The sequence below is a fragment of the Paenibacillus piscarius genome, assembly GCF_022234545.1.
Taxonomy (GTDB): domain Bacteria; phylum Bacillota; class Bacilli; order Paenibacillales; family Paenibacillaceae; genus Paenibacillus_AQ; species Paenibacillus_AQ piscarius.
Genome location: NZ_JAIEUI010000014.1, coordinates 152,503 through 172,337 on the forward strand (window position 1 = coordinate 152,503; position 19,835 = coordinate 172,337).

The following is a 19,835-nucleotide window of genomic DNA, read 5'->3' on the forward strand; positions in this document are numbered from 1 at the left end:
CTATGTCAAAATGTCCGGTCCATCGTCATCCCCAGCCTCAGCCCTTCATCGAGCCCAGCATCGCACCCTTGGCAAAATGCTTCTGCAGGAACGGATACACCATCAGAATCGGCAGCGTAGCGACTACGATAACAGCCATCTTGATCGTCTGATCCGGCGGCGGCACCGTACCGTCCAGGGTGGCACTGTGATCCATCCCGCTGGCCAGCACGACAATCTGCCGCAGCAGCACCTGAATCGGCCATTTGGCGCTGTCGTCGAGATACAGAATGGCACTCATATACGTGTTCCAGTAGGTCACGGCGTAGAACAGGGAGATGGTGGCGATTGCGGGCAGCGAGAGCGGCAGGACGATTTTGAACAGAATCCCGAAGTCATTACAGCCGTCAATCTTGGCCGATTCCTCCAGCCCTTCCGGTATGTTCTGAAAGAAGTTCTTGAGGATAATCATATTGAACGCACTAATCGCCGAAGGCAGAATCAGCGCCGCGTACGAGTCAATCAGCCCCAGCTCCTTCACCACGAGGAACGTCGGGATCATCCCGCCGTGGAACAGCATCGTGAACACCACCAGGAAGTTGAATACCCGGCGTCCGTCCAGATCCTTGCGGGAGAGGCCGTAGGCCATCAGCGCCGTGATGAACATGCTGAACAGCGTACCCACCAGCGTGACCCCGATCGACACCCCAAGTGCCCGGAAGATCGTATTCGTGGAGAAAATAAATTTGTACGCCTCCAGGCTCCACACCTTCGGAATCAGCACAAACTTGTTAGCAGCCAGCTCAGCGCTGGTCGTGAAGGAGCCGGCCACCACGTGGATGAACGGGAGCACCGTTACCAGCGCGATGAGTGCAAGCAGTATAAAGTTGACGGCAGAGAACAATCTGCCGCTGATCGTGCGGTCTTCTACCATTTGAATTCCTCCTGCGGCATTTTAATAGACGCCTTCTTCTCCGATTTTTTTGGAAATCTTATTGACGGTCATGACCATGATCAGGCCGACAATCGATTTGAAGAAGCCGATGGCGGTGCTGTAGCTGAACTGCCCTTGCCGCAGTCCGGCGGTGTAGACATACGTATCGATAATTTCCGCCACCTCGCGGTTCATGGAGTTGAGCAGCAGGTAGACATGCTCGAAGCCCAGGTCGAGGACGGAACCGATTTTCAGAATGAATAGGGTGATGATCACTCCCCGGATCGCAGGAAGCGTAATATGCCAGACCTGCCGGAGCCGTCCCGCTCCATCCATACGCGAAGCTTCATAGAGCCCCGGATCGATAGCCGCGATGGAAGCCAGATAGATAATCGTCCCCCAGCCTGCTTCCCGCCAGATCACCTGAAGAATATACATCGGCCGGAACCAGCCCGGACTCAGCAGAAAGTTCACCTTGGCGAAGCCGAAGTAAGCCAGCAGCTCGTTGATAATCCCGCCGTCCATCGTCACCATGACGAAGGAGATCGAGACAACGATGACCCAGGACATGAAGTGCGGCAGGTAGACGAGGGTCTGGAAGAATCTTTTGAAGAAGGTGCCTCTCAGTTCGTTAAGCATCAGGGCCAGAATAATCGGAATCGGAAAATAAATCAGAATATTCATCCCGAACAGAATCAGCGTATTGCTCAGAATGTTCAGGAAATCAGGCTCGGTGAACAGCCGGCTGAAATGCTTCATCCCCACCCACTCGCTCCCGCTGATGCCCTGGTAGGGCTTGTAATCCTGGAAGGAGATGATCAGTCCGTACATCGGCAAATATTTGAACACAATGAAATACAGCACGCCGGGAATCAGCATCACATAGAGTAATTTGTTGCGCCACAGCCGCTTTTTCAGCTCACTGCTGCTTTTGTATTTCTCCGGCTTCGGTTTGGGAGCTGTGCGGGGCGGGGCCGTCACTTCCTGCATGGTTCTCTTCCTTTCTAAGTCAATTCTCGATTGTGGAAAAAAGGCTGCCGGAACGCTATCCAAACAGCCCTCTTTCCGTGATCAGTGCACTGCTGTTGCTAATGTGCTGTGCTTATTTTTTGTACGCGGCATTGTATTCTTCGATGATCTTCGCCCCGCCCCGGCTCTTCCAGTTCTCGACTTCCTTCTCGAAGCCGGCCTTATCGATCTGACCGTACATGTACTTGTAAGTGGCATCCGCAATAATCTGCTGAAGCTCTACGCCCTTGGACGTATAGGTTGCCGAGTCGAGCGCCGCCGTAGGATCTGCGACCCCATATTTCACGTTCTCCAGCACCAGCTCCTCCGCATGAATCCGGCCCGGCAGCACGTTCAGACTCTGATACATGCCGTTCGTTTCGTATTCGCCAATGACGCTGTCCTTGAAGCCTTTGACTTCGCGCTCGATCAGCTCTTTATTGTCAGTTGCCTTGGCCTTGCCGTCTACCACGGTATAGTGGGTGCCTTCAATGCCCCAGTACATCAGGTTGGCTACCTCAGGAGTCATCATCGCGTCGAAGAACTTCAGAATCTTCTTCAGCTCCGCTTCATCCTTCACTGCCGATTTCGGGAACAGCACTACGTTGTTGTAGCCGGGAATCATCCACTGGGCGAATTTGCCGTCAGGTCCAGCCACCATACTGTGCGTATCCAGCACGGCATCCGGCACGTTTTTGATCAGGTCCTTGTTCAGGGAATCGATGTCCTGCATCGAGCCGCCGATATACAGCCCGGCCTTGCCGCTGGTGAACATATTGACCGCATCCGTCTTGCTGGTCGCGGCGAAGTCCTGGTTCATGTAACCGCCTTCACGAAGCTTTTTGAAGAAATCCATCGTATCGATGTATTGCGGAAAAGTGAACTCCGGCGCGAGCTGGCCGTCCTTCTCGGCCCAGTTGTTCGGGGTGCCGAACCAGGAGGAGACCGTTTTGAATGCACCGTACACCAGCTCATTGCGGTCCACCACGCCGATCGTATCCTTTTTCCCGTTGCCGTCCGGGTCCTGCTCGGTGAAGGCCTTCGCCATAGCGAAGAGCTCATCCGTATTGGCCGGTGCCTTCAATCCCAGCTTATCCGCCCAGTCCTTGCGGTAGATAATGCCCTGGCGGGCCAGCGGGCGGCCGATGTACAGCGTGTACAGCTTGCCGTCCACCTTCGTATTGTTCAAGATCTCCGGCTTCAGCTTGTTCAGGTTGGGGAATTCGCTGAGCAGCGGCCCGATCTCCCAGAATTGCCCGTCCTTGATCGCCTCCTTCATCTGCAGGAAGGTCGTCTGGTTCTTCAGGTAGGTCACCTGCGGCAGAGAGCCGGTGGCGAATGAGGAATTCAGCTTCTCCTCATACGTGTCGGCCGGGAAGAATTGATAGGTCAGCTTCGTATTCGTCAATTTCTCCACTTCATTCTTGATCGTATCCGGTGGAGTATCTGTCGTGTTCAGCGGCAGCATAATCTTGATCTCGGTCGGCTTCTCCGGCTCTGCGGCTGCTTCCGTAGCGGCTGCCGTATTCGTTCCGGTGCCCGGGTCTGTGGTGGCAGCTGCCTCTTTGTTGTTGCCGCCGCAAGCGGACAACATGCTGAGTGTCAGCAGCGAGCTCAGGAGCAGGGTGAAGGATTTTTTCGTCATTCCTCTTTGACCTCCGTTTAACTTGTAATGGTTACAAGCCTTACCTTACAGATCGCGAAGGATTACGAATACAATCATTTGCTCATAAAAGCTTGCTGGGTGTGGGGGTGTGGGTTAATGATTATCGTGTGATAGGGGGAGGGGGATAGGCATTGAAAGCTAGTGTGTGGTAGTGGTGACGGTATGGAGGAGGATTAGCGTATGGAGGGACTACGATAGGCGAGCGGCGGCGGGCGGGACTCCAAGAGCTTTGGACTTCCGGCCGCTGTTAGGTTTGGATTTCCTGATTCGGACCGCTAGCTGCGGTAGAAATCCAATACCTAAAGGCGGACGCTACCGCTCCTCCAGTTCCAAACCTCCCTCCGTCCCTTTCTGCCGCTCCAGACTGGGGCTTTCAAGGCCTATCCTTGAAAGTAGGTATAAGAAGGCCCCGCTGCTTCGCGAGGCGGGGCCTTCTTGGATAAGAGAGCTGATTAGTCTGCTTTTACTCAAAAATCCTGCACAAATTGCAACATTCCGCTCATGAAACTAACCATCATCCAAAAATGTTGCAGAAAAGGCAGCATTCTTCCTCCTCTAAGCCGCCCTAAGAGAAAATTCCTGCATTTCGTGCAACATTCCTTTGTAGTGTGCTGATATGGACAATTCAGAGATGCATTATTTGCAACATTTTAGCGCATCTCCAGGAGAACTATTTTCCTCTTACAGCTTTCTTTAAATAACTCTTCGCTTCAGCCAGGGTTAACTGTGTAGATACAATGGATACGTTTAATTCTTCTTGAGTTGTTTCATTGTATAGCGATTTTTCACCCAATGAATCAATATCTCCAATTAATTTGTTTAATAAGGAAGGGAGTTTACTTTGAACCTCAATGATGGAGAAATAATTCTCTTCAGTCTGTACAGCAAAGAAACCTAACCGTCTATACTCCACATAGACTTGACCTCTCATTGACCGACTCCTCTCCCTTTACCATTATTCTTATCTTGTTCTGCACTTTTATTGTTGTTAGCTTCATTTTTTGGCTGAAAAGATAGGTCAATCATGAAGGGCTTCATTGGCTTTTTGTCCTGATAATAATATATTGTTATCAGGACAAAAAAGGGGTGATGTAATGTCCTCTAAAAAGTTGGGGCGTCCACTATCTGATAATCCCAAAAGCAAAAAGATTGAAATACGTGTCGATCAGGAAATTCTGAGCAAGCTTGATGTTTCTGCAGAAAAGCTTAATATGTCACGTTCCTCAGTCGTTCGCAAGGGAATTGAAAAGGTGTTTGACGAGCTCCAAAAGTAAAGAAGGAAGCAGCGTAAGTCCCACAAAGAACACCGCTACTTCCTATCCCGCAATCGCTTGGATAAGCAGACCGCATAAATATCCTACCATGTGCAGGAACCTCATTCAAGCGATGCGACGAACATAATGGGAGGACAATCATGAAAACAATTTTGGAAGCCCTGTACCACGGGAAGCTTCAACCCAATATGACTATTGTGCCGTCACATCCAGAATATCGTTCCGCATACAAACAGGTAACAGCAGAGACACTGCAATGGCGCGAACGGTTGGGCGAGGAAGTGTTTAGAGAGCTGGAGGAATATTTGGATTTGTACGATAGCGTGAACAGCATGCATGTGGAAGCGGCCTTTCATCAAGGGTTCAAGTTGGGGGCAAACCTTCTGATTGAAACAATGAGTAATCGTCCATAATCCTCGGTGGATATATCGTCTGTAGCACAGATTAGTCCCATAGCTAAGCCCCACCGCTGAAGCGGCGGGGCCTTCTTTTGAAAATGGCCCAGCAGTATACCTGAAGTCTCATTGAGTGCGGCGGTGATTGGATAAATTAGAATAACATCAGCAGTGTAGAGGTAATGGTTCGTTTGAGGATTGTTGGAGAAATAGCTTGATCAACTGTTAACCTGTAATGCTTCTGGATTGCTTAAGGATGTTGGCGAAAACGCCAAGAATCTTATGTTTCTCATCATTGATCAACTGATATTGCTGAACTGACTTTGATAGAAATTCTAAGCCGCTGTGATATTCACCTCTGTCTAGTAAGTACTTAGCCAGTTCCAGCAGTAAATTAGCTTGACGGTCAAGAACTAATTTGCGCGAATATCTCACCTGGACCAGATCAATAACCCTCTTCTCTAGGTCCTGCTTAAATTGTTGTAAGATAGCATTGATATTAAAGTTGTATTTATTAGCAGCTTTAAGCATATACAACAACCCGGTAATTCTCTCCTCTTGATGTGCGTTAAGGTAGGCAGAATATTGCTCAATTACAGTGGAATCGCCACTTACCAGCTTTGTCAAAAGAATATTAGCTTTGGACCACTCCATGAACAAACTTTTCCAACGCTCGACCTCATCCCCTTGCTCTCTAACCCAGTTCAAATCAGCATAACTCGTTATATAACCCAAAGCCCCCTCATAATCACCCAGCTCATCGCAGACATTTCCGCGCAGCAAATTACTGTACGCAATGTAAAAGAACAGCGGTCTGCCGGGAAGCTTGACGGGTTCGGATGCTCTGCGATGGTCCCGGACCTTCAGGTCATATTGAATTCTGGCTTTATGGCCCATTTTGGCGGCGTATTCCTCAACCTTGTCCCAGCGCTGTAAGGAGCGATATGTATTGGCAAGCTCTTTGAGTGCATCGAGCTGATCGCCTTCATGTAGCCGTTCCACAAAAGGCTCGAACCGGTTCGCTGCCCACAGATTCTGGTTCTGGTCATCGCTGAGCGAAATAGTGAACAGCCTGAAATGACATAACGCCAATCGTTCGGAATGCTGATAGCGTTCGGCTTCGGCGACAATCTCATAGATTGCGGCAGCAGCTTCCTTTTTCCCAGCGATGAAGAGTTCTTCTGCACTATCAAATAACAGGGGAGCGTACATCAGATTGTCCATAATATGGCGGGCCATTCGCTCAATACTGTCCAGCTTGTTCAGTTCGGCACATCGGAGCAATAGCGGTCCAATTCTCCGCCAGTCGGAAGAACCGCCAATAATATAGTCATTGATGTACAAGTCGTAGAAATACCCTTCCTCCTGCCCCATGGCCTGAGTAATCGGGTCCAGCTGCTGCATCGCAATCGGACGGTGCCCGTGAAGAATATTACTGAGTGTCCGGGTGTTAAAAGCCTGATCAAACTCCAGCAAACGCTCATAAAGGATAAACTGAAAATAGTCTGGTCCAAACCACATCATCCAAGTAGAACCAAACCAAATATCCTTAACATAGAAAGAGTGTCCGGGAAGAGAGGTGGGATCAATTGCGACTGTAACACTATCCATTTCCTTAAGTTTTAAATCATCAGTCGCCCTGCCGTACTTCTCATATTGCCCTAGATCAACATTTTGCTGCCAAAAATAATCATCTTCAGGATATATGCAAGCTACAATTCCAATATTCTCTTCAAAAAAGGTGTCTGCATAGGCTACCCACTCTTCCAGTTTTATTTCACTGCTGGTATTAAGGCCAATAATCAGGGAGGCAGCGTCCCTGCCTTTGTTGATCATGATCTGATTTCCATTGGAATCGATAACAGTTATAAAGACAGGAGCTTTCTTGCGCAGCTCTTTTATAAAACAAACGGAAAAATCCTTTTTGCAATATTTTAAAGCCTCACCTTTTGTTACGACATCAGACTTAAATTTTACTGGATTAAATCCAGGAGCCCTTTTGATCCAATCTATTACATTTCCTAATTCCAGATATTTGTTTTGAAAAATAATTCTTAACTGGGTCTCGGGCATATGCAGCACCTGCTTTATCAAAGAATATAACTATAAAAACTCACATCATATAACCCAAAATAACATCCCCGTTGTCCTCAAACTCCCCAGTCTCGGTGAATCCCACACTCTTATAGAGCTTATTAGCCGTTAGATTAATCGGGATATGCGATACCCTGATCTGTGTACAGTCCTCACGGCTGCCCAGCATCTTTATGACCTCTTTAATTGCTGCTTTCCCGTACCCTTCGCCCTGAAATCTTGCGTCTATCATAAATCTCAGAATCCAATAATAGCCATCTGTATATCTCTCATTATCAAACAGAATAAAGCCGACCATCTCTTCTTCATTGAAAATACCGTAGGGTACAGAGGTAGGTTCATTGGTTGCATGTACAAGTGAGTCGGCATTACTTGCCACCAAGTTCAGTTGCCCGGCGCTTACGCTCAATTGAGTGCACTTCTGTTCCAGCTCAGGGGTAATCTTATGTAGTGTAATATTCACGGTGTAATCAATCCTCCATATTGTCTGACCTAAAATGTACTAAAAATATGAAATGGTTTTTGAAAAACCATACTGTAGTTGTCAATACACTCTAATTCAATCGAATCATGCTTAATCATAAATTGCTTCATATTTTCATGGACTTTCATAAACTCTTTATAATCATCTTCTTCACAATGTGATACAGCTATTTTATCAAGAGCATCTCTTAACCCAAAATCCTTTTGTAAATTAACTAATCCCGCTGATAACCATTTCGTTGGATAAAAATATTGATTATTTAGGACATATACCAGCCTGAGCATTGCTTCTATTGCTCTATATTGATAGATCCGCCCTTCAATTATATTATTTCTTTTCAATGCTTCGCAGAAATTGTACTGTCCACTGTCATTAATTGTAACCCATAGACCACGAATAATCTTCTTTTTAATCTCATCCGGATAGCATTCAACCTTTTTTTGCGATAATGCTAAGCTTCCTTTGGGGTCCCATACTGGAATAGCTCTCATAATATTGTTTAACGCATAAGGATCAAACTCATTCCAGAATCTATCCATTTCATCATTCATAAGGAGATCAAATTTCCAATACGCTCCGCTAAACCCGTAAGACACTCGTACCCCTTGATACCAATAGGTTTCGCCCGTAAAAAGTTCTCTGATGCTTTGACGGATATCCTCATCAATATCCATGTCGATATAATAATCTAAATCAATATCCGATTGTTCATCACAGAATCCATATGCAACCGAACCTTCAATGAAGATCATCATATTATTGACAACCTGTTCAGAAATCAATCGGAGTTTTGGAAGTATTACCGTTTCGAAATGTTCCTTACCCTTTCTTACGAACTCATTCTGTCTCATTCCTCCAACCCCCTCGCTGCCTCCCCATACTCCTGAATAATCAGATTCCCGCCGCTGGCGTGCCACTTCTCCACCTCGCGGGCGAAGCCGGCGGCGTCGAGGTTGCCGAGGATGTAGTTGTAGGTGGCGTCGGCGATGATGGTGGACAGCTCAGCGTTCTTCTCGTCATAGGTCGGCGAGGTGAGGGCGACGGTGGGGTCATCGACCAGGAACTGCTCGTTATCGCGGCTGAGCTGGTCGGCCAGTGCGGTCAGTTGCTCCTTCTGGGCGACCTCCCTAATATGGGGATTGCCTACATCGGCGATCATCAGGGAGTTGAGCGGATTGACCTCATACACCCGGAGCTGGGATGTCTCTTCCGGCAGGATTACCTTGCCGTCTCCGTCCAGTTGATAGTGGCGGCCCTCGAAGCCGTAGGCCATCAGGCTGGCGACATCCTCATCCATCGTGCGGTCGAAGAACGCGAGGACCTGCTTCAGCTCCTGCTCGGTGGCAATGGCCTTGCGCGAGAAAAGATACAGGCCGTTAAACTTCGGAATCGACCATACCTTATACCCGTCCGGCCCCTTGATCCGGTTAATCAGCGTCAGCTCCGCCTTGGGGTTAATCGCCTTGGCTTCGATGGACAGCCGCTGCACATCCGTCATGCTGCCGATGAAAATCCCCGCCGTTCCCCGGATGAACTTGTCGCGCTGTACCTCTTTGCTGGTCAAGGCGAAATCCTGGTTGATGATCCCCTCCTGGTATAATTTACGCATGAAGTTCATCGTGTCCATATACTGTGGGGTGGCGAATTCCGGGATGAACCGCCCGTCCTCAATCTTCCAGTTATTCGGTGTGCCGAAGTAAGAGCTTAACGTCTTGAATACACCATACACCAGGTCGTTGCGGTCCACCAGTCCGAGGGTGTCTGCCTTGCCGTTACCGTCCGGGTCATTATAGGTGAACTGCTTCATGACCTCATACAGCTCGTCCAGCGTTCCGGGCGGACTGAGGTGCAGCTTGTCCAGCCAGTCCTTGCGGATAATAATGCCCTGCCGGGAGGCCGGTCTCTCAGTATAGAGGCCATAGATTCCCCCGTCCACCGAAGTCTGCTTAAGAATCGCCGCATTCAGCTGACTGAGATTCGGAAATTCCGCCAGATAGGGCCCAATCTCCCAAAAAGCGCCGGAGCGGATCATATTCTTGACCGGATTGTAGTCGGTGAACTTGACGAACGTTACCTTGCCGAGAGAGCCGGTGGTCAGGGCAGTATTCATTTTATCCGTGTAGACGCCCTCAGGCACCCAGGTAATGTTCAACTCCGTCCCTGTCAGCCGCTCAATCTCAGTGATCAGCTCACCCGAAGGAGTCTGCGGGAAATGCAGTGGGGCCAGAATCGAGATGGCCGGGCGGACTCCCGCAGGAATTGAATTCCCTTCCTGCTTCTGGTCACTGCAAGCGCTTAACATAATGAACGATAACAAGAGAAGGAGACACCCTGCCAGAGTACCCTTCTTGCCCGCGATCCGGTTGAACATGGTCATACCCCCTGAAGCTTAATATGTATATAAATTGAAGAGATATATAATAAGCACTTAAGAAATAACGAAAAGCGAAAAGAAGCGGAGGGGAAATTTGGAACTGTAGGAGCGGTAGCGTCCGCCTTTGTCAACGGATTTCATCCGCCGACAGCGGAATAATTCAAGAAATCTGGTGACAACAGCGGCCGGAAGTCCAAATGTTCACCGGAGTGACAATTACGCTATAAGGACAAATCTTAAGTATATCTTCTATATTTATTGAAAAATCCACCATTTTAACTGATCATCCGAGAAAATGATTATTGCCGTACCAGATGATTATTGTTATTATCCATCGTGATGCGTACACTTAGAGCAGTGATTCTACTATTCTTGCAAAGGTGCTGAACTCCGTTGAAACATCTGAGCTTTCTCAGTAAACTTACCATGTTCGCGTTCGCCATCAGCATCCTGCCGGTGCTGTTCATTGGCTCCTTCTCTTATTTCACATCCTCTAGCGAGATTCAAAAAAATGTTAACCAAAGCAAAATGGAACTTATTTTACAAATCACCTCAAATGTAGAGCATAAGCTGAGTACTGTCAACCAGACATTGAATCAGGTCGTGAACTCCTCCGTCCTCAAGAAGGCGCTGAACAACCCGCTAAATGAAAACGATTTCATTTTATATAATGACCTTCGCAACGAGATCCGCAATATGCAGTCCTTCGATACCCGGTTGGAGGATGTCGTCCTGCTCAACCAGCGGCAGAACTGGATGATTAAGAATTCCGGGCTCTACCGCCTGAATGAATACCGGAATTATGAACAGCTCACGAATCTGCTGAACATTGAAGGCAGCTCCTCCTGGGTGCTGAATCCGTCCTCTCTGTTCTACAGTGAGGAGAGCATTAACGTGACCGGCTGTGATTACAGCATCAGTCTGGTGAAGAAGCTGCCGGTCACCAAGCTGCAAAAGTATGGATTGGCCATCGCCAACATTCCGGCCTGCAGCCTCCAGGATTTCATCAACTCCGAGGTGCAGCCGCTGGACAGTATTATAGTGCTGGACAAGACGGGGCGGATTCTGCTGCACCCTGACCGCAGCCTGATCGGACAGCCGGCAGAGGCGGGCGGATTCACCGGGTTCCAGCAGATTGCGGCTGCAGCCGAACCGTCCGGACAATTCAAGACCGAGATCAACAATGCCGATTATTCGATCAGCTATATGCGCTCCCCGCAGAATGGCTGGACCTATCTGTCGGCCACCTCCATCAAGAGCTTGACCCGGGAATCCGGCAAAATCGGTACCTACACCGTACTCGTCTGCCTGTCCATGCTGCTCGTATCGGTGCTGCTGGCGTGGCTCGGCTCCCGGCGGATGTATACCCCGATTCAGCGGCTGCTGACTCAGATCGGGCTGCGCCGGCCCGGCCTGCGGGCAGGGCATTCGGATGAATTCCAGCTCATCGGGGAGCAGGTGCATTCCCTGTTCCAGTCCAAGTCGCAGCTGGAGAAGGAGGTCAGCCAGCATCTGGGGCAGGTGCGGACCTTCTTCCTGATCCAGGCCCTTCAAGGCAATCTGCGGAAGCGCGAGCTGCTGGAGGAGCTGGAGCAATACGGGTACGGCCGTCAGGCGGAGGAATGGAAGACGATGGCGGTCATTACGCTGAGCATCGACTTCTCCGAGGAGAGCAGCTATGAGAAAAAGGATCTCAATCTGCTGCTGTTCGCAGCGCATAATATGATCGAGGAGCTGGTGGCGGAAGAGCACAGGCTGACTCCTGTAATCATGGGTCAGGTTCTGGCGGTCGTGATCGGGAGCGGGGACGCAGATACGGAGGCTTTTCACCGGAGGCTGTATGCCTTAACCGAGAACCTGCAGCAGGAGATTAACTATGTGCTCAAGCTGCAGATCAGCATCGGGCTCAGTCTGCCGTTCCATGCGTTTGACAAAATGCCGATTGCCTACCGGGAAGGCCTGGAGGCGCTGAAGCACCGGATTACGCTCGGCAAAGGGATCATCATCCAGTATGAGAACCTTAACTCGGGCAAGCATTATCTGAATCTGAACTATCCGACCCATACGGAGAATGACTTGATGGATGCCATCAAGCTCGCGGACAGGGAGAAGGCGAAGGAGCTGCTGCATAAGCTGTTCAAGTGTATTTTTGCGCTGGGGCTCTCGCCGCAGGAATATCAGATTCCGCTGACCCGGCTGCTGAACAATACGCTGATCATGATGCAGGAATCGGGCATTACTCTGAACCAGATCTATCCTTCTGGAGGGTCGTTATTTGAGGAGCTGACGGATCTGCATATTGTGGCCGAGATCGAAGACTGGTTCTGGACAATTGTCATTCAGCCGGTCATCGTGATCTTCCACAGCAGGCAGAATGCCCAGTACCATAATATCTCCGAGAAGCTGATTGACATCGTGCAGCATGAATACGACCGGGATCTGACGCTGGAGGAATGCGCCTCCAGGCTGCATTATAACGCCAACTATATCAGCAGCGTGTTCCGCAAGGAGACCCAGTACTACTTCAGCGATTACCTGACAATGTACCGGTTCAAGATGGCTAAGAAATGGCTGGAGGAGACCGATATGCCGGTGAAGGATATCGCCTCCCGCCTAAGATACAATAATTCGCAGAACTTCATCCGTTCCTTCCGCAAGCAGGAGGGAATGACCCCCGGCCAGTACCGGGACAGCTTCCACTCGAAGCCTAGAGCTGTCCGGGAGGCGGATTAAAGGCAGGGCCTTCAGGCGGAGCTTTGGGCTTGCTGCGGGATTGTTTTCTCCGACGGATAAAATAAGTAATCAGCATAGCTATAATCAGCAGCAGGCCGCCGCCGGCAATCGCAATATTCCTGATGTCAGGCACATAGACTGACAGCTGGATCGGCTCAGAATCTGCCAGCGACACATGCCAGGTTAACGTGTTGCCGTCTTGCTCAGCCGCATTATTCTCACCGTACAGGTCATAGGGAATGGTTAATTTGAAGTCTACAGAGAAGCTGCCCATCAGCAGCCGGACCAGGGACTTCGGAACATTCAGGCTGCCCAGGCCGTCAATAATCTCATCTGAGTAGGCATTCAGCTTCGGCTGGGCGCTTATGTTGTATTTGGTATACAGCCACCGGTCCGTCTGGCTGACCTCAGCATCCACAACATCTATGCCGCTGCTGCTGTTCTTCAATTCCTCTATGGAAGCGTAGGATTTCTTAAATTGATATTCGGTGGACTTGCCGCTCGCGGTCTTCTTCAGCTCAATGCCGGCTGCTGCCAGCCGGTCCGACAGCTGCTTCTCCACTGCGCCGCTGACCAGCTTCTCCGCCCGTGCATCGAGCAGCAGGCTGAAGGCCAGATCCAGCGAGCCGTCCTTCTTCACAGTCATATGGGCGGTCCCCTGTGCACAGCCGGCAAGCAGCAGGACAAGCATGAGCATAATCAGTATTGTCTTGATTCTAGTGCCGTTCAACCTGCGTTTCTTCAACCTCTGTCCCTCCATCCGCTGACTGTTGCTGGTGACTTAACCGTGTCTTGCTGGGAGAAGTCAAGCTCACTCTGAATTGCGGATCTGCAGATCGCCAAGCCTCATTGTCTTGCCGGCGTGCTCTGCACGATTGCAGTTCAGGATCACTTCTACTCCGTATGTACCCGATTCCCGGAACCGTATCACCTGAGACCCCAAAGGAATGTTCAGGGTATCTCCCTGCTGCTCCCAATCAGGGAACAGAGCATGAATGATCTCCAAGTCCTCCAGTGTTAAGGTCCCCTCAACCGTCACCTCCGCAATCCCCATGATATCATTCTCTATGCTATTAGGTACCATGTACTGCTCCATGAAATGCCTTGATTTCTCATCGTTCATCTGCTGCAGGAAGAATTGAAACGGCACTCCTTTGAAGGCAGGAAGATAGCTGTTACGCCAAGGCATCGTCCGGGTCAATAGATTAAAAAACCAGCGGAATCGCAGCGGCTCCGGCGCAGTGATCCCGATATTCAGCGCCTTCAGCCTCTGATATGTCGCATCAATATCCTCTACTTCCAGGGCGAAGCCGACTAACCCCCGGTGGCCTTGCAGATAACGGGTAGTCCAATCGCTGATCCATCCGCCGCCGTCTCTGGTTTTGATTCGGACAAGCTCGAAGTATTCCCGGCCGATCCACAGATTGGATACCTTGAAGCCTCTTGTTCCCTTCCCCCATTTGGGCTTGTACGGCAGTCCCATGGACTCGATCTGCCTGATAACCTGTTTATCCTCCTGCACAGATGCATCCACATTAACAACAAGGTGATCAATTTTCAAGCTAACTCCGCTCCTGTCTGCTGATATCACTCAGAGTCAGCTTACCACATCCTTATAATTGGATAAAAGCACGGAAAGCCCCAGCCGGCGGATATCCGAAGCTGGAGGCTTCTGTACATAATGTTGTTATTTTTTCAAATGATAAGGAACAGTTGTAATAATGACATTGCGCCGGTACAGCAGATGCGCGCGGATCAGCAGGCTGGACTGGTTATGCAGGATGTTATGCCAACCCTTCTTCGGAATGAACTGCGGGACGATAACGGTCACCTGATAATTCGATTCGCTGGCCTTGCGCTGAACCGTATCAATGAACTTGGTCAGAGGATGGATAATGCTGCGGTAAGGCGAATAGAGCGTCACCAACCGCACCTCGGGGTGGAATTTCTTCCACTTCTCCTCGAAGACTGCATCGTCCTCCCGCTCGAAAGGCACATGTACAGCGATGATCTGCTCAGCTCCCAGCGACTTGGCATACCGCAGTGAATTCTCCACAACATGCGTAATCCCGGCCACCGGCAGAATGATAATGTTTCCTTCGATCGCCAGCGGCGGCTCACCGCAGGTCGTTATCCGCAGCTGGTCGGCAACCGATTCGTAATGCTTGTAAATCCGATAGAAGAACAGGATGATCAGCGGCAGGAACACCAGCACCGGCCAGACCTGCGGGAATTTGGTCAGGAAGAACATGATCGTAACAATGAAGCTGATCAGTGCCCCGACCGCATTGATAATCAGCTTGGGCAGCCAGCCCTCCGGCTTGTGCCGCAGCCATTTGACGATCATACCCGTCTGAGACAGCGTGAACGGAATGAATACACCGACCGCATAGAGCGGGATCAGATGCTCCGTCCGCCCCTTGAAGGCGATGATCAGAATAATCGACAATACCCCCAGGCTGACAATCCCGTTCGAGTAACCGAGCCGGTCGCCGCGGACCGTGAACATCCGGGGGATGAATTTGTCCTTGGCCAGATTCACCGCCAGCAGCGGGAAGGCGGAGTACCCGGTATTCGCCGCCAGCACCAGGATCAGGGCTGTTGTCCCCTGCACGAAGTAATACATGAAGTTCCGGCCGAATACATGCTCGGCAAGATCGGAGACGACCGTCACCTTCTCGCGCGGGGCGATGCCGTAGTAATACGCCAGGAACACAATACCTGAGAATAACAGCGCCAGCAGAATCCCCATCGCCGCCAGCGTCTTGGCCGCATTGTTCGGTGCCGGGGCCTTGAAGTTCGGAATCGCATTCGAGATGGCCTCCACCCCGGTCAGCGCCGAGCTCCCTGAGGAGAACGCGCGCAGCAGCAGGAACAGGCTGACTCCGGCCACCGGTGTCCCAATCGCCGTATGCAGCTCAGCCGGTACCCGGCCGCTCAGCACGTTGAACAGGCCCAGACCGATCATGATGAACAAGGCCAGGACGAACAGATAGACCGGATAAGCCAGGAACGAGGCGGATTCGGTGACCCCGCGCAGGTTCAAGGTCGTAATCAGCAGAACGAAGAGGATGGCAATAGGCACATTATAAGGATGTAGACTGGGAAAAGCCGAGGTAATCGCATCCGTCCCGGCCGATACACTTACCGCCACCGTCAATATATAATCGACGAGCAAGGAGCCGCCGGCCACCAGGCCCGGATATTTGCCCAGATTCTCCTTGGACACTACATAAGCGCCGCCCCCGTGGGGATAGGCAAAAATAATCTGCCTGTAGGACAAGATCAGAGCCAGCAGCAGCACCAGCACTCCGGCTGCAATCGGTATGGAATACCAGAATGCGGCCGCGCTGATCGTAACCAGCACCAGCAGAATCTGCTCGGGGCCGTAAGCCACAGAGGACAAGGCATCTGAAGACAGAATGGCGAGGGCTTTGGTTTTGCTAAGCTTCTGCTCGCCGAGCTGCTCGGACTTTAGCGGCCGCCCGATCAGGAACCTTTTTACCGAGGACATCATCATCACTCACCGACTTTTTTATTGTTATATTACCCATGGTGCACCAATAAAATCTCAGCCTATAACTGGGTTCGGACACTGGATTTGCCGCCCGTTCGATACTACATTAATCCTTTTGCCGCATTCTGTATAGATGCAGATTCCCCATAACCTGCCCGCACCAAAACAAGGGTGTTCTACAAGCGTTTTCACACGCCTTGCAGAACACCCTTATCCATTTCATCCTATGATCAATTTACCGTATGAAAGACTGATTACCGCGCAGCCGCACATTCCCGCCCTCCGCATAGAAGGTCAGGCCCGAGCAGACTCCTCCGGGGAAAATCAGGCTGGTGATGGACACCTCTCCATCATTGGCGAAGACCTCCACCGAGCAGGCATCGACCAGAACCGTCAGGTTCTTCAGGCTGCCGATTCCTTCAGCAAGCTGCGGCATAGGGAACAATTCCGAGAAGCCGGTCTCGCCGGATTGATCCCGGCGCAGCGTCAGGGTACCTTCCGCAGCAGAATAGATCAGCTCTGTATACTCAGTGTCCGTATGATGAAGAATAAGACCGAATTCGTCTGCGTCACTTTGCTCCAGCTTAAGCTCCAGCTTCAGCGCTGCGGTATATCCGCTGTCAATCCGCCGCCGCTTGCCCGGTTCCAGCAGCAGCTCCGGCAACGCCGCTGACTCTGCGGCGAAGTATCGGTCCAGCTCAGCTACCGGTTGCTGGCGGATCACAGTGCAGCCCTCTGTCTCAAGCAGCGTTAACTCACGCGGAAGGGTCATCGTGCCGCGCCAGCCCCGGCTTGGAATCTGGTTGGCGTACCGCCAGTTATTCATCCAGCCGATATAGATTCGCCGCCCGTCTACCGCCGGAATATCCGAGAAGCTGACTCCGGCATAATTGTCTCTGCCGTAGTCCAGCCAGCGGATATCCTGATGCTCCGGCGTGAAGACAGAGCCGTCGAAGTCCCCAACGAAATATTGCGTCCGCGAGCCGTAATTCAGCCTGCTGTTATCGCCGATGCTGACTAATAGCACCCATCTGGATGACTCGGTCCCTTCGACCGGAAGCCGGAACAGATCCGGGCATTCCCATACCGCTTCATGAGAGCCTGCCCCTTCACCAAACTCACTCTCCAGGCTCCACTCCCGCAGATTCGGCGAGGAGTAGAAGGTAATCGTCTGGTCAGTCGCCAGCACCATGACCCATTTACCCTGCTCCTCAGACCAGAACACCTTCGGGTCACGGAAGTCAGCCTTCTCTGGATGGGACAGGACCGGGTTGCCCGCATATTTGCTCCAGGTCCGGCCATTGTCATGGCTGTAGGCCAGACTCTGCCTCTGCATAGCAGGCGACGCTGCCGCCGGCTCCAGATGGCTGGTATAGACCGCCACCATACCGGGCTTATCCGGAAATAGGCCGCTTGTATTGTTCCAGTCAATGACCGCACTTCCCGAGAAGACAGTACCGTGCTCGTCCGGGTACAGCGCAATGTCCAGCTCCTCCCAGGTAATCAGGTCCTTGCTGACCGCATGGCCCCAGTGCATTGGCCCCCAGATGCTCGAATGCGGATGATGCTGATAGAACAGATGATACTCTCCCTCAAAATAGACCAGCCCGTTCGGATCATTCAGCCAATGCTGCTTAGGCGTAAAATGCAGCACCGGCCTATGTTTGGTACGCTCCATGATATCCACTCCATTACCACCTTTATCTGTTTAAGTTAATTGGCACCTCTGTACTGCATTTATCCGGCCTTAGCCTTTATTCTTCAGATAGCTGTCATACCCCGCCTGCTTGATCTTCAGCCATTCGTCCAGCCCAAGCCGGGTCAGCTCGGCCTTGTAATCGCTCCATTCCGCTTCCACCTTGCCGGTCTTGATCCATTCTGCCCGCTTGCGGTTCACGTAAGGGAACAGGTCCGTCTCGATATTCGTCAGCTTCTTCTGGTCCTCCAGAGAGTAGAAGACGCGCGGGAAGTTGTTATCGGCCTTCATATAAGGGACAAGCTTCTCCTTCATGAGATCCAGCCGCCAGGCAGCATCGTCCGGCTTGGTCGTCACGGTGCCGTAGTACTCATCCAGAATCGCCAGCGGACCGCCGATGCTCGTTTTCTGGCGCAATTCCACCGGAGCCGCACCCTCCAGCGGCAGATGCTTCAGCATCTGAGCAGACTCATCGTATTCAAAAATATTCTGCTGCGTCTCATCCCCATACGTCCCCCAGTTATCCTGCACCGACTGCAGCGGCTCATAGAGCTGATCCACCCATTTAGCCGTAAGCTCCAGGTTCTTGTTCGCCCCGGTGATCACCATGCGGCCGCGGTCGAAGCCAAAGTTGTTCGTCCGCGTCACATTGGCCTCCCCGTCCGGCCCGGCCAGCGGCTGCATCAGATCGTATTTGTCGTTGAAGCCGGTAATATTGGATTTATCCCACTGGAAGTAGAGACCGTAGCGCTCACTCTGCCCTTTTGCCAGATAGGTATTGTAGTCCTGTTCGAACGCCTCTTCGTCGATCAGATCCAGCGCATACAGCTCATTCAGATACTTGATGCCCTCCTTGTATCCATCCTCACCCGCGGTGAATACCACCTTGCCGTCGTTCGTAACCACCGTGTGGTCGCCGTTATCCCCGAGACCGAACGAGCCGAACAGGAAGTTCAGATCCTCATTTCCGTTATTCATCACGAACGACAGGGGAATCTCATCCTGCTGGCCGTTTCCGTTCGGATCATCGTTCTTGAAGGCAAGCAGAACCTGCTTTAGTTCCTCGGTCGTAGCCGGCATCTTCAGCCCCAGCTTCTTCAGCCACTCCGTGTTAATCCACGGCATCCCGTTAACTGAATGAATGCTCTCCTTGCCGGAGCCCAGCTCCTCGATCCAGGGAAAAGCATAGATATGCCCGTCCTGCGCCGTCATCATCGATTTGTACTCCGGGGCAGCGTCCAGCACCTTCTGCAGATTCGGCATGTATTTGGCAATCAGCTCCTCCAGCGGAACAATCGTCCCATCCTTGCCCAGAGTGAGGAGATCATAATCCGAGTAAGCTGCGTCGATGATCGCATCGGGGAGGTCGCCGCTGGCCACTGCCAGATTTCTTTTCTCGACAAAAGCGTCATTCGTATAGTTGGTGAAGTCGATGTGCACTCCGGTCTTCTCCTCCAGCCGCTTGTAGATCAGCTTCTCATTCGGATCGGCAGGCGCCAGCGCGGAGCTCTGGGACATGAAATGGAGCGAGACCTTCTCCTTCAGCGGCAGCGTCACATTCTCCAGCTTGTAATCCTCAGAAGCCGCCGAATTGCCGCCCCCGCCGCCGCAGCCGGACAGCACCGCAGCCGAGAGTACCACAGCGGATAAGGTTTGCACGGTTTTGTTCATAACTAAGATT

The 19,835-nt window shown here is 51.3% G+C and carries 16 protein-coding genes; 3 read left to right on the forward strand and 13 right to left on the reverse strand.

Annotated features, from left to right (window positions below; translation table 11 throughout):
• Window positions 1-37: 37 nt before the first annotated feature.
• The 4 genes from K1558_RS21120 to K1558_RS21135 all read right to left on the reverse strand — a co-directional run bounded on the left by K1558_RS21120 (window position 38) and on the right by K1558_RS21135 (window position 4,518).
• A complete protein-coding gene (locus K1558_RS21120) occupies window positions 38-913 on the reverse strand; it encodes a carbohydrate ABC transporter permease (RefSeq protein ID WP_238653648.1) in 876 nt (291 codons plus the stop codon).
• Window positions 914-934: 21 nt separating this feature from the next.
• The gene (locus K1558_RS21125; RefSeq protein ID WP_238653649.1) at window positions 935-1,903 is read right to left on the reverse strand and encodes an ABC transporter permease; all 969 of its coding nucleotides are present in this window, start codon (window positions 1,901-1,903) and stop codon (window positions 935-937) included.
• Between the two features lie 112 nt (window positions 1,904-2,015).
• On the reverse strand, window positions 2,016-3,566 hold the full coding sequence (locus K1558_RS21130) for an extracellular solute-binding protein (protein ID WP_238653650.1): 1,551 nt from the start codon (window positions 3,564-3,566) through the stop codon (window positions 2,016-2,018).
• A 691-nt stretch (window positions 3,567-4,257) separates the two neighbouring features.
• Entirely contained in the window at window positions 4,258-4,518 is a 261-nt protein-coding gene (locus K1558_RS21135; protein ID WP_238653651.1) for a hypothetical protein, read from the reverse strand.
• A 163-nt stretch (window positions 4,519-4,681) separates the two neighbouring features.
• On the opposite strand from K1558_RS21135, the gene K1558_RS21140 reads away from it, so the two are divergent.
• Together K1558_RS21140 and K1558_RS21145 are read left to right on the forward strand one after the other, a co-directional pair.
• Window positions 4,682-4,861 (forward strand): CopG family transcriptional regulator, encoded by a 180-nt coding sequence (locus K1558_RS21140; protein WP_238653652.1) that lies wholly within the window; start codon window positions 4,682-4,684, stop codon window positions 4,859-4,861.
• Between the two features lie 140 nt (window positions 4,862-5,001).
• Window positions 5,002-5,274 (forward strand): DUF6809 family protein, encoded by a 273-nt coding sequence (locus K1558_RS21145; protein WP_238653653.1) that lies wholly within the window; start codon window positions 5,002-5,004, stop codon window positions 5,272-5,274.
• A 207-nt stretch (window positions 5,275-5,481) separates the two neighbouring features.
• Here the strand turns inward: K1558_RS21145 and K1558_RS21150 are convergent, their stop codons facing one another.
• The 4 genes from K1558_RS21150 to K1558_RS21165 are packed head-to-tail and all read right to left on the reverse strand — an operon-like array spanning window position 5,482 to window position 10,205.
• A complete protein-coding gene (locus K1558_RS21150; protein WP_238653654.1) occupies window positions 5,482-7,329 on the reverse strand; it encodes a hypothetical protein in 1,848 nt (615 codons plus the stop codon).
• A gap of 40 nt (window positions 7,330-7,369) precedes the next feature.
• A complete protein-coding gene (locus tag K1558_RS21155) occupies window positions 7,370-7,813 on the reverse strand; it encodes a GNAT family N-acetyltransferase (RefSeq protein WP_238653655.1) in 444 nt (147 codons plus the stop codon).
• Between the two features lie 29 nt (window positions 7,814-7,842).
• The gene (locus tag K1558_RS21160) at window positions 7,843-8,685 is read right to left on the reverse strand and encodes a DUF4037 domain-containing protein (protein ID WP_238653656.1); all 843 of its coding nucleotides are present in this window, start codon (window positions 8,683-8,685) and stop codon (window positions 7,843-7,845) included.
• Window positions 8,682-10,205, reverse strand: a complete 1,524-nt coding sequence (locus K1558_RS21165; RefSeq protein WP_238653657.1) for an extracellular solute-binding protein — start codon at window positions 10,203-10,205, stop codon at window positions 8,682-8,684. The genes K1558_RS21160 and K1558_RS21165 overlap by 4 nt, the downstream gene beginning before the upstream one ends.
• A 396-nt stretch (window positions 10,206-10,601) precedes the next feature.
• Between K1558_RS21165 and K1558_RS21170 the strand changes: the two genes are divergently transcribed.
• Window positions 10,602-12,941 carry an AraC family transcriptional regulator gene (locus tag K1558_RS21170; RefSeq protein WP_238653658.1) on the forward strand — a complete coding sequence of 780 codons (2,340 nt, stop codon included), beginning with the start codon at window positions 10,602-10,604 and terminating at the stop codon, window positions 12,939-12,941.
• Here the strand turns inward: K1558_RS21170 and K1558_RS21175 are convergent.
• From K1558_RS21175 to K1558_RS21195, 5 genes are all read right to left on the reverse strand, one after another.
• On the reverse strand, window positions 12,916-13,686 hold the full coding sequence (locus K1558_RS21175) for an EGFR-like transmembrane domain-containing protein (protein WP_238653659.1): 771 nt from the start codon (window positions 13,684-13,686) through the stop codon (window positions 12,916-12,918). The two genes, K1558_RS21170 and K1558_RS21175, sit on opposite strands and share 26 nt — an antisense overlap.
• A 66-nt stretch (window positions 13,687-13,752) precedes the next feature.
• Window positions 13,753-14,502, reverse strand: coding sequence for a VOC family protein (locus K1558_RS21180; RefSeq protein WP_238653660.1), 750 nt, complete (start codon window positions 14,500-14,502; stop codon window positions 13,753-13,755).
• A gap of 126 nt (window positions 14,503-14,628) precedes the next feature.
• Window positions 14,629-16,458 (reverse strand): APC family permease, encoded by a 1,830-nt coding sequence (locus K1558_RS21185; RefSeq protein WP_238653686.1) that lies wholly within the window; start codon window positions 16,456-16,458, stop codon window positions 14,629-14,631.
• Window positions 16,459-16,693: 235 nt separating this feature from the next.
• On the reverse strand, window positions 16,694-18,136 hold the full coding sequence (locus K1558_RS21190) for a glycoside hydrolase family 32 protein (protein WP_238653661.1): 1,443 nt from the start codon (window positions 18,134-18,136) through the stop codon (window positions 16,694-16,696).
• A gap of 69 nt (window positions 18,137-18,205) precedes the next feature.
• Entirely contained in the window at window positions 18,206-19,825 is a 1,620-nt protein-coding gene (locus K1558_RS21195) for an ABC transporter substrate-binding protein (protein WP_238653662.1), read from the reverse strand.
• Between the last annotated feature and the right edge of the window lie 10 nt (window positions 19,826-19,835).

What these genes read in the sequence shown, in the direction of transcription:
- K1558_RS21120 (WP_238653648.1), bottom strand. Translation starts at nt 913, where the DNA reads ATGGTAGAAGACCGCACGATCAGCGGCAGATTGTTCTCTGCCGTCAAC.
- K1558_RS21145 (WP_238653653.1), top strand. Translation starts at nt 5,002, where the DNA reads ATGAAAACAATTTTGGAAGCCCTGTACCACGGGAAGCTTCAACCCAAT.
- K1558_RS21130 (WP_238653650.1), bottom strand. Translation starts at nt 3,566, where the DNA reads ATGACGAAAAAATCCTTCACCCTGCTCCTGAGCTCGCTGCTGACACTC.
- K1558_RS21190 (WP_238653661.1), bottom strand. Translation starts at nt 18,136, where the DNA reads ATGGAGCGTACCAAACATAGGCCGGTGCTGCATTTTACGCCTAAGCAG.
- K1558_RS21140 (WP_238653652.1), top strand. Translation starts at nt 4,682, where the DNA reads ATGTCCTCTAAAAAGTTGGGGCGTCCACTATCTGATAATCCCAAAAGC.
- K1558_RS21135 (WP_238653651.1), bottom strand. Translation starts at nt 4,518, where the DNA reads ATGAGAGGTCAAGTCTATGTGGAGTATAGACGGTTAGGTTTCTTTGCT.
- K1558_RS21160 (WP_238653656.1), bottom strand. Translation starts at nt 8,685, where the DNA reads ATGAGACAGAATGAGTTCGTAAGAAAGGGTAAGGAACATTTCGAAACG.
- K1558_RS21150 (WP_238653654.1), bottom strand. Translation starts at nt 7,329, where the DNA reads ATGCCCGAGACCCAGTTAAGAATTATTTTTCAAAACAAATATCTGGAA.
- K1558_RS21165 (WP_238653657.1), bottom strand. Translation starts at nt 10,205, where the DNA reads ATGTTCAACCGGATCGCGGGCAAGAAGGGTACTCTGGCAGGGTGTCTC.
- K1558_RS21125 (WP_238653649.1), bottom strand. Translation starts at nt 1,903, where the DNA reads ATGCAGGAAGTGACGGCCCCGCCCCGCACAGCTCCCAAACCGAAGCCG.
- K1558_RS21195 (WP_238653662.1), bottom strand. Translation starts at nt 19,825, where the DNA reads ATGAACAAAACCGTGCAAACCTTATCCGCTGTGGTACTCTCGGCTGCG.
- K1558_RS21185 (WP_238653686.1), bottom strand. Translation starts at nt 16,458, where the DNA reads ATGATGTCCTCGGTAAAAAGGTTCCTGATCGGGCGGCCGCTAAAGTCC.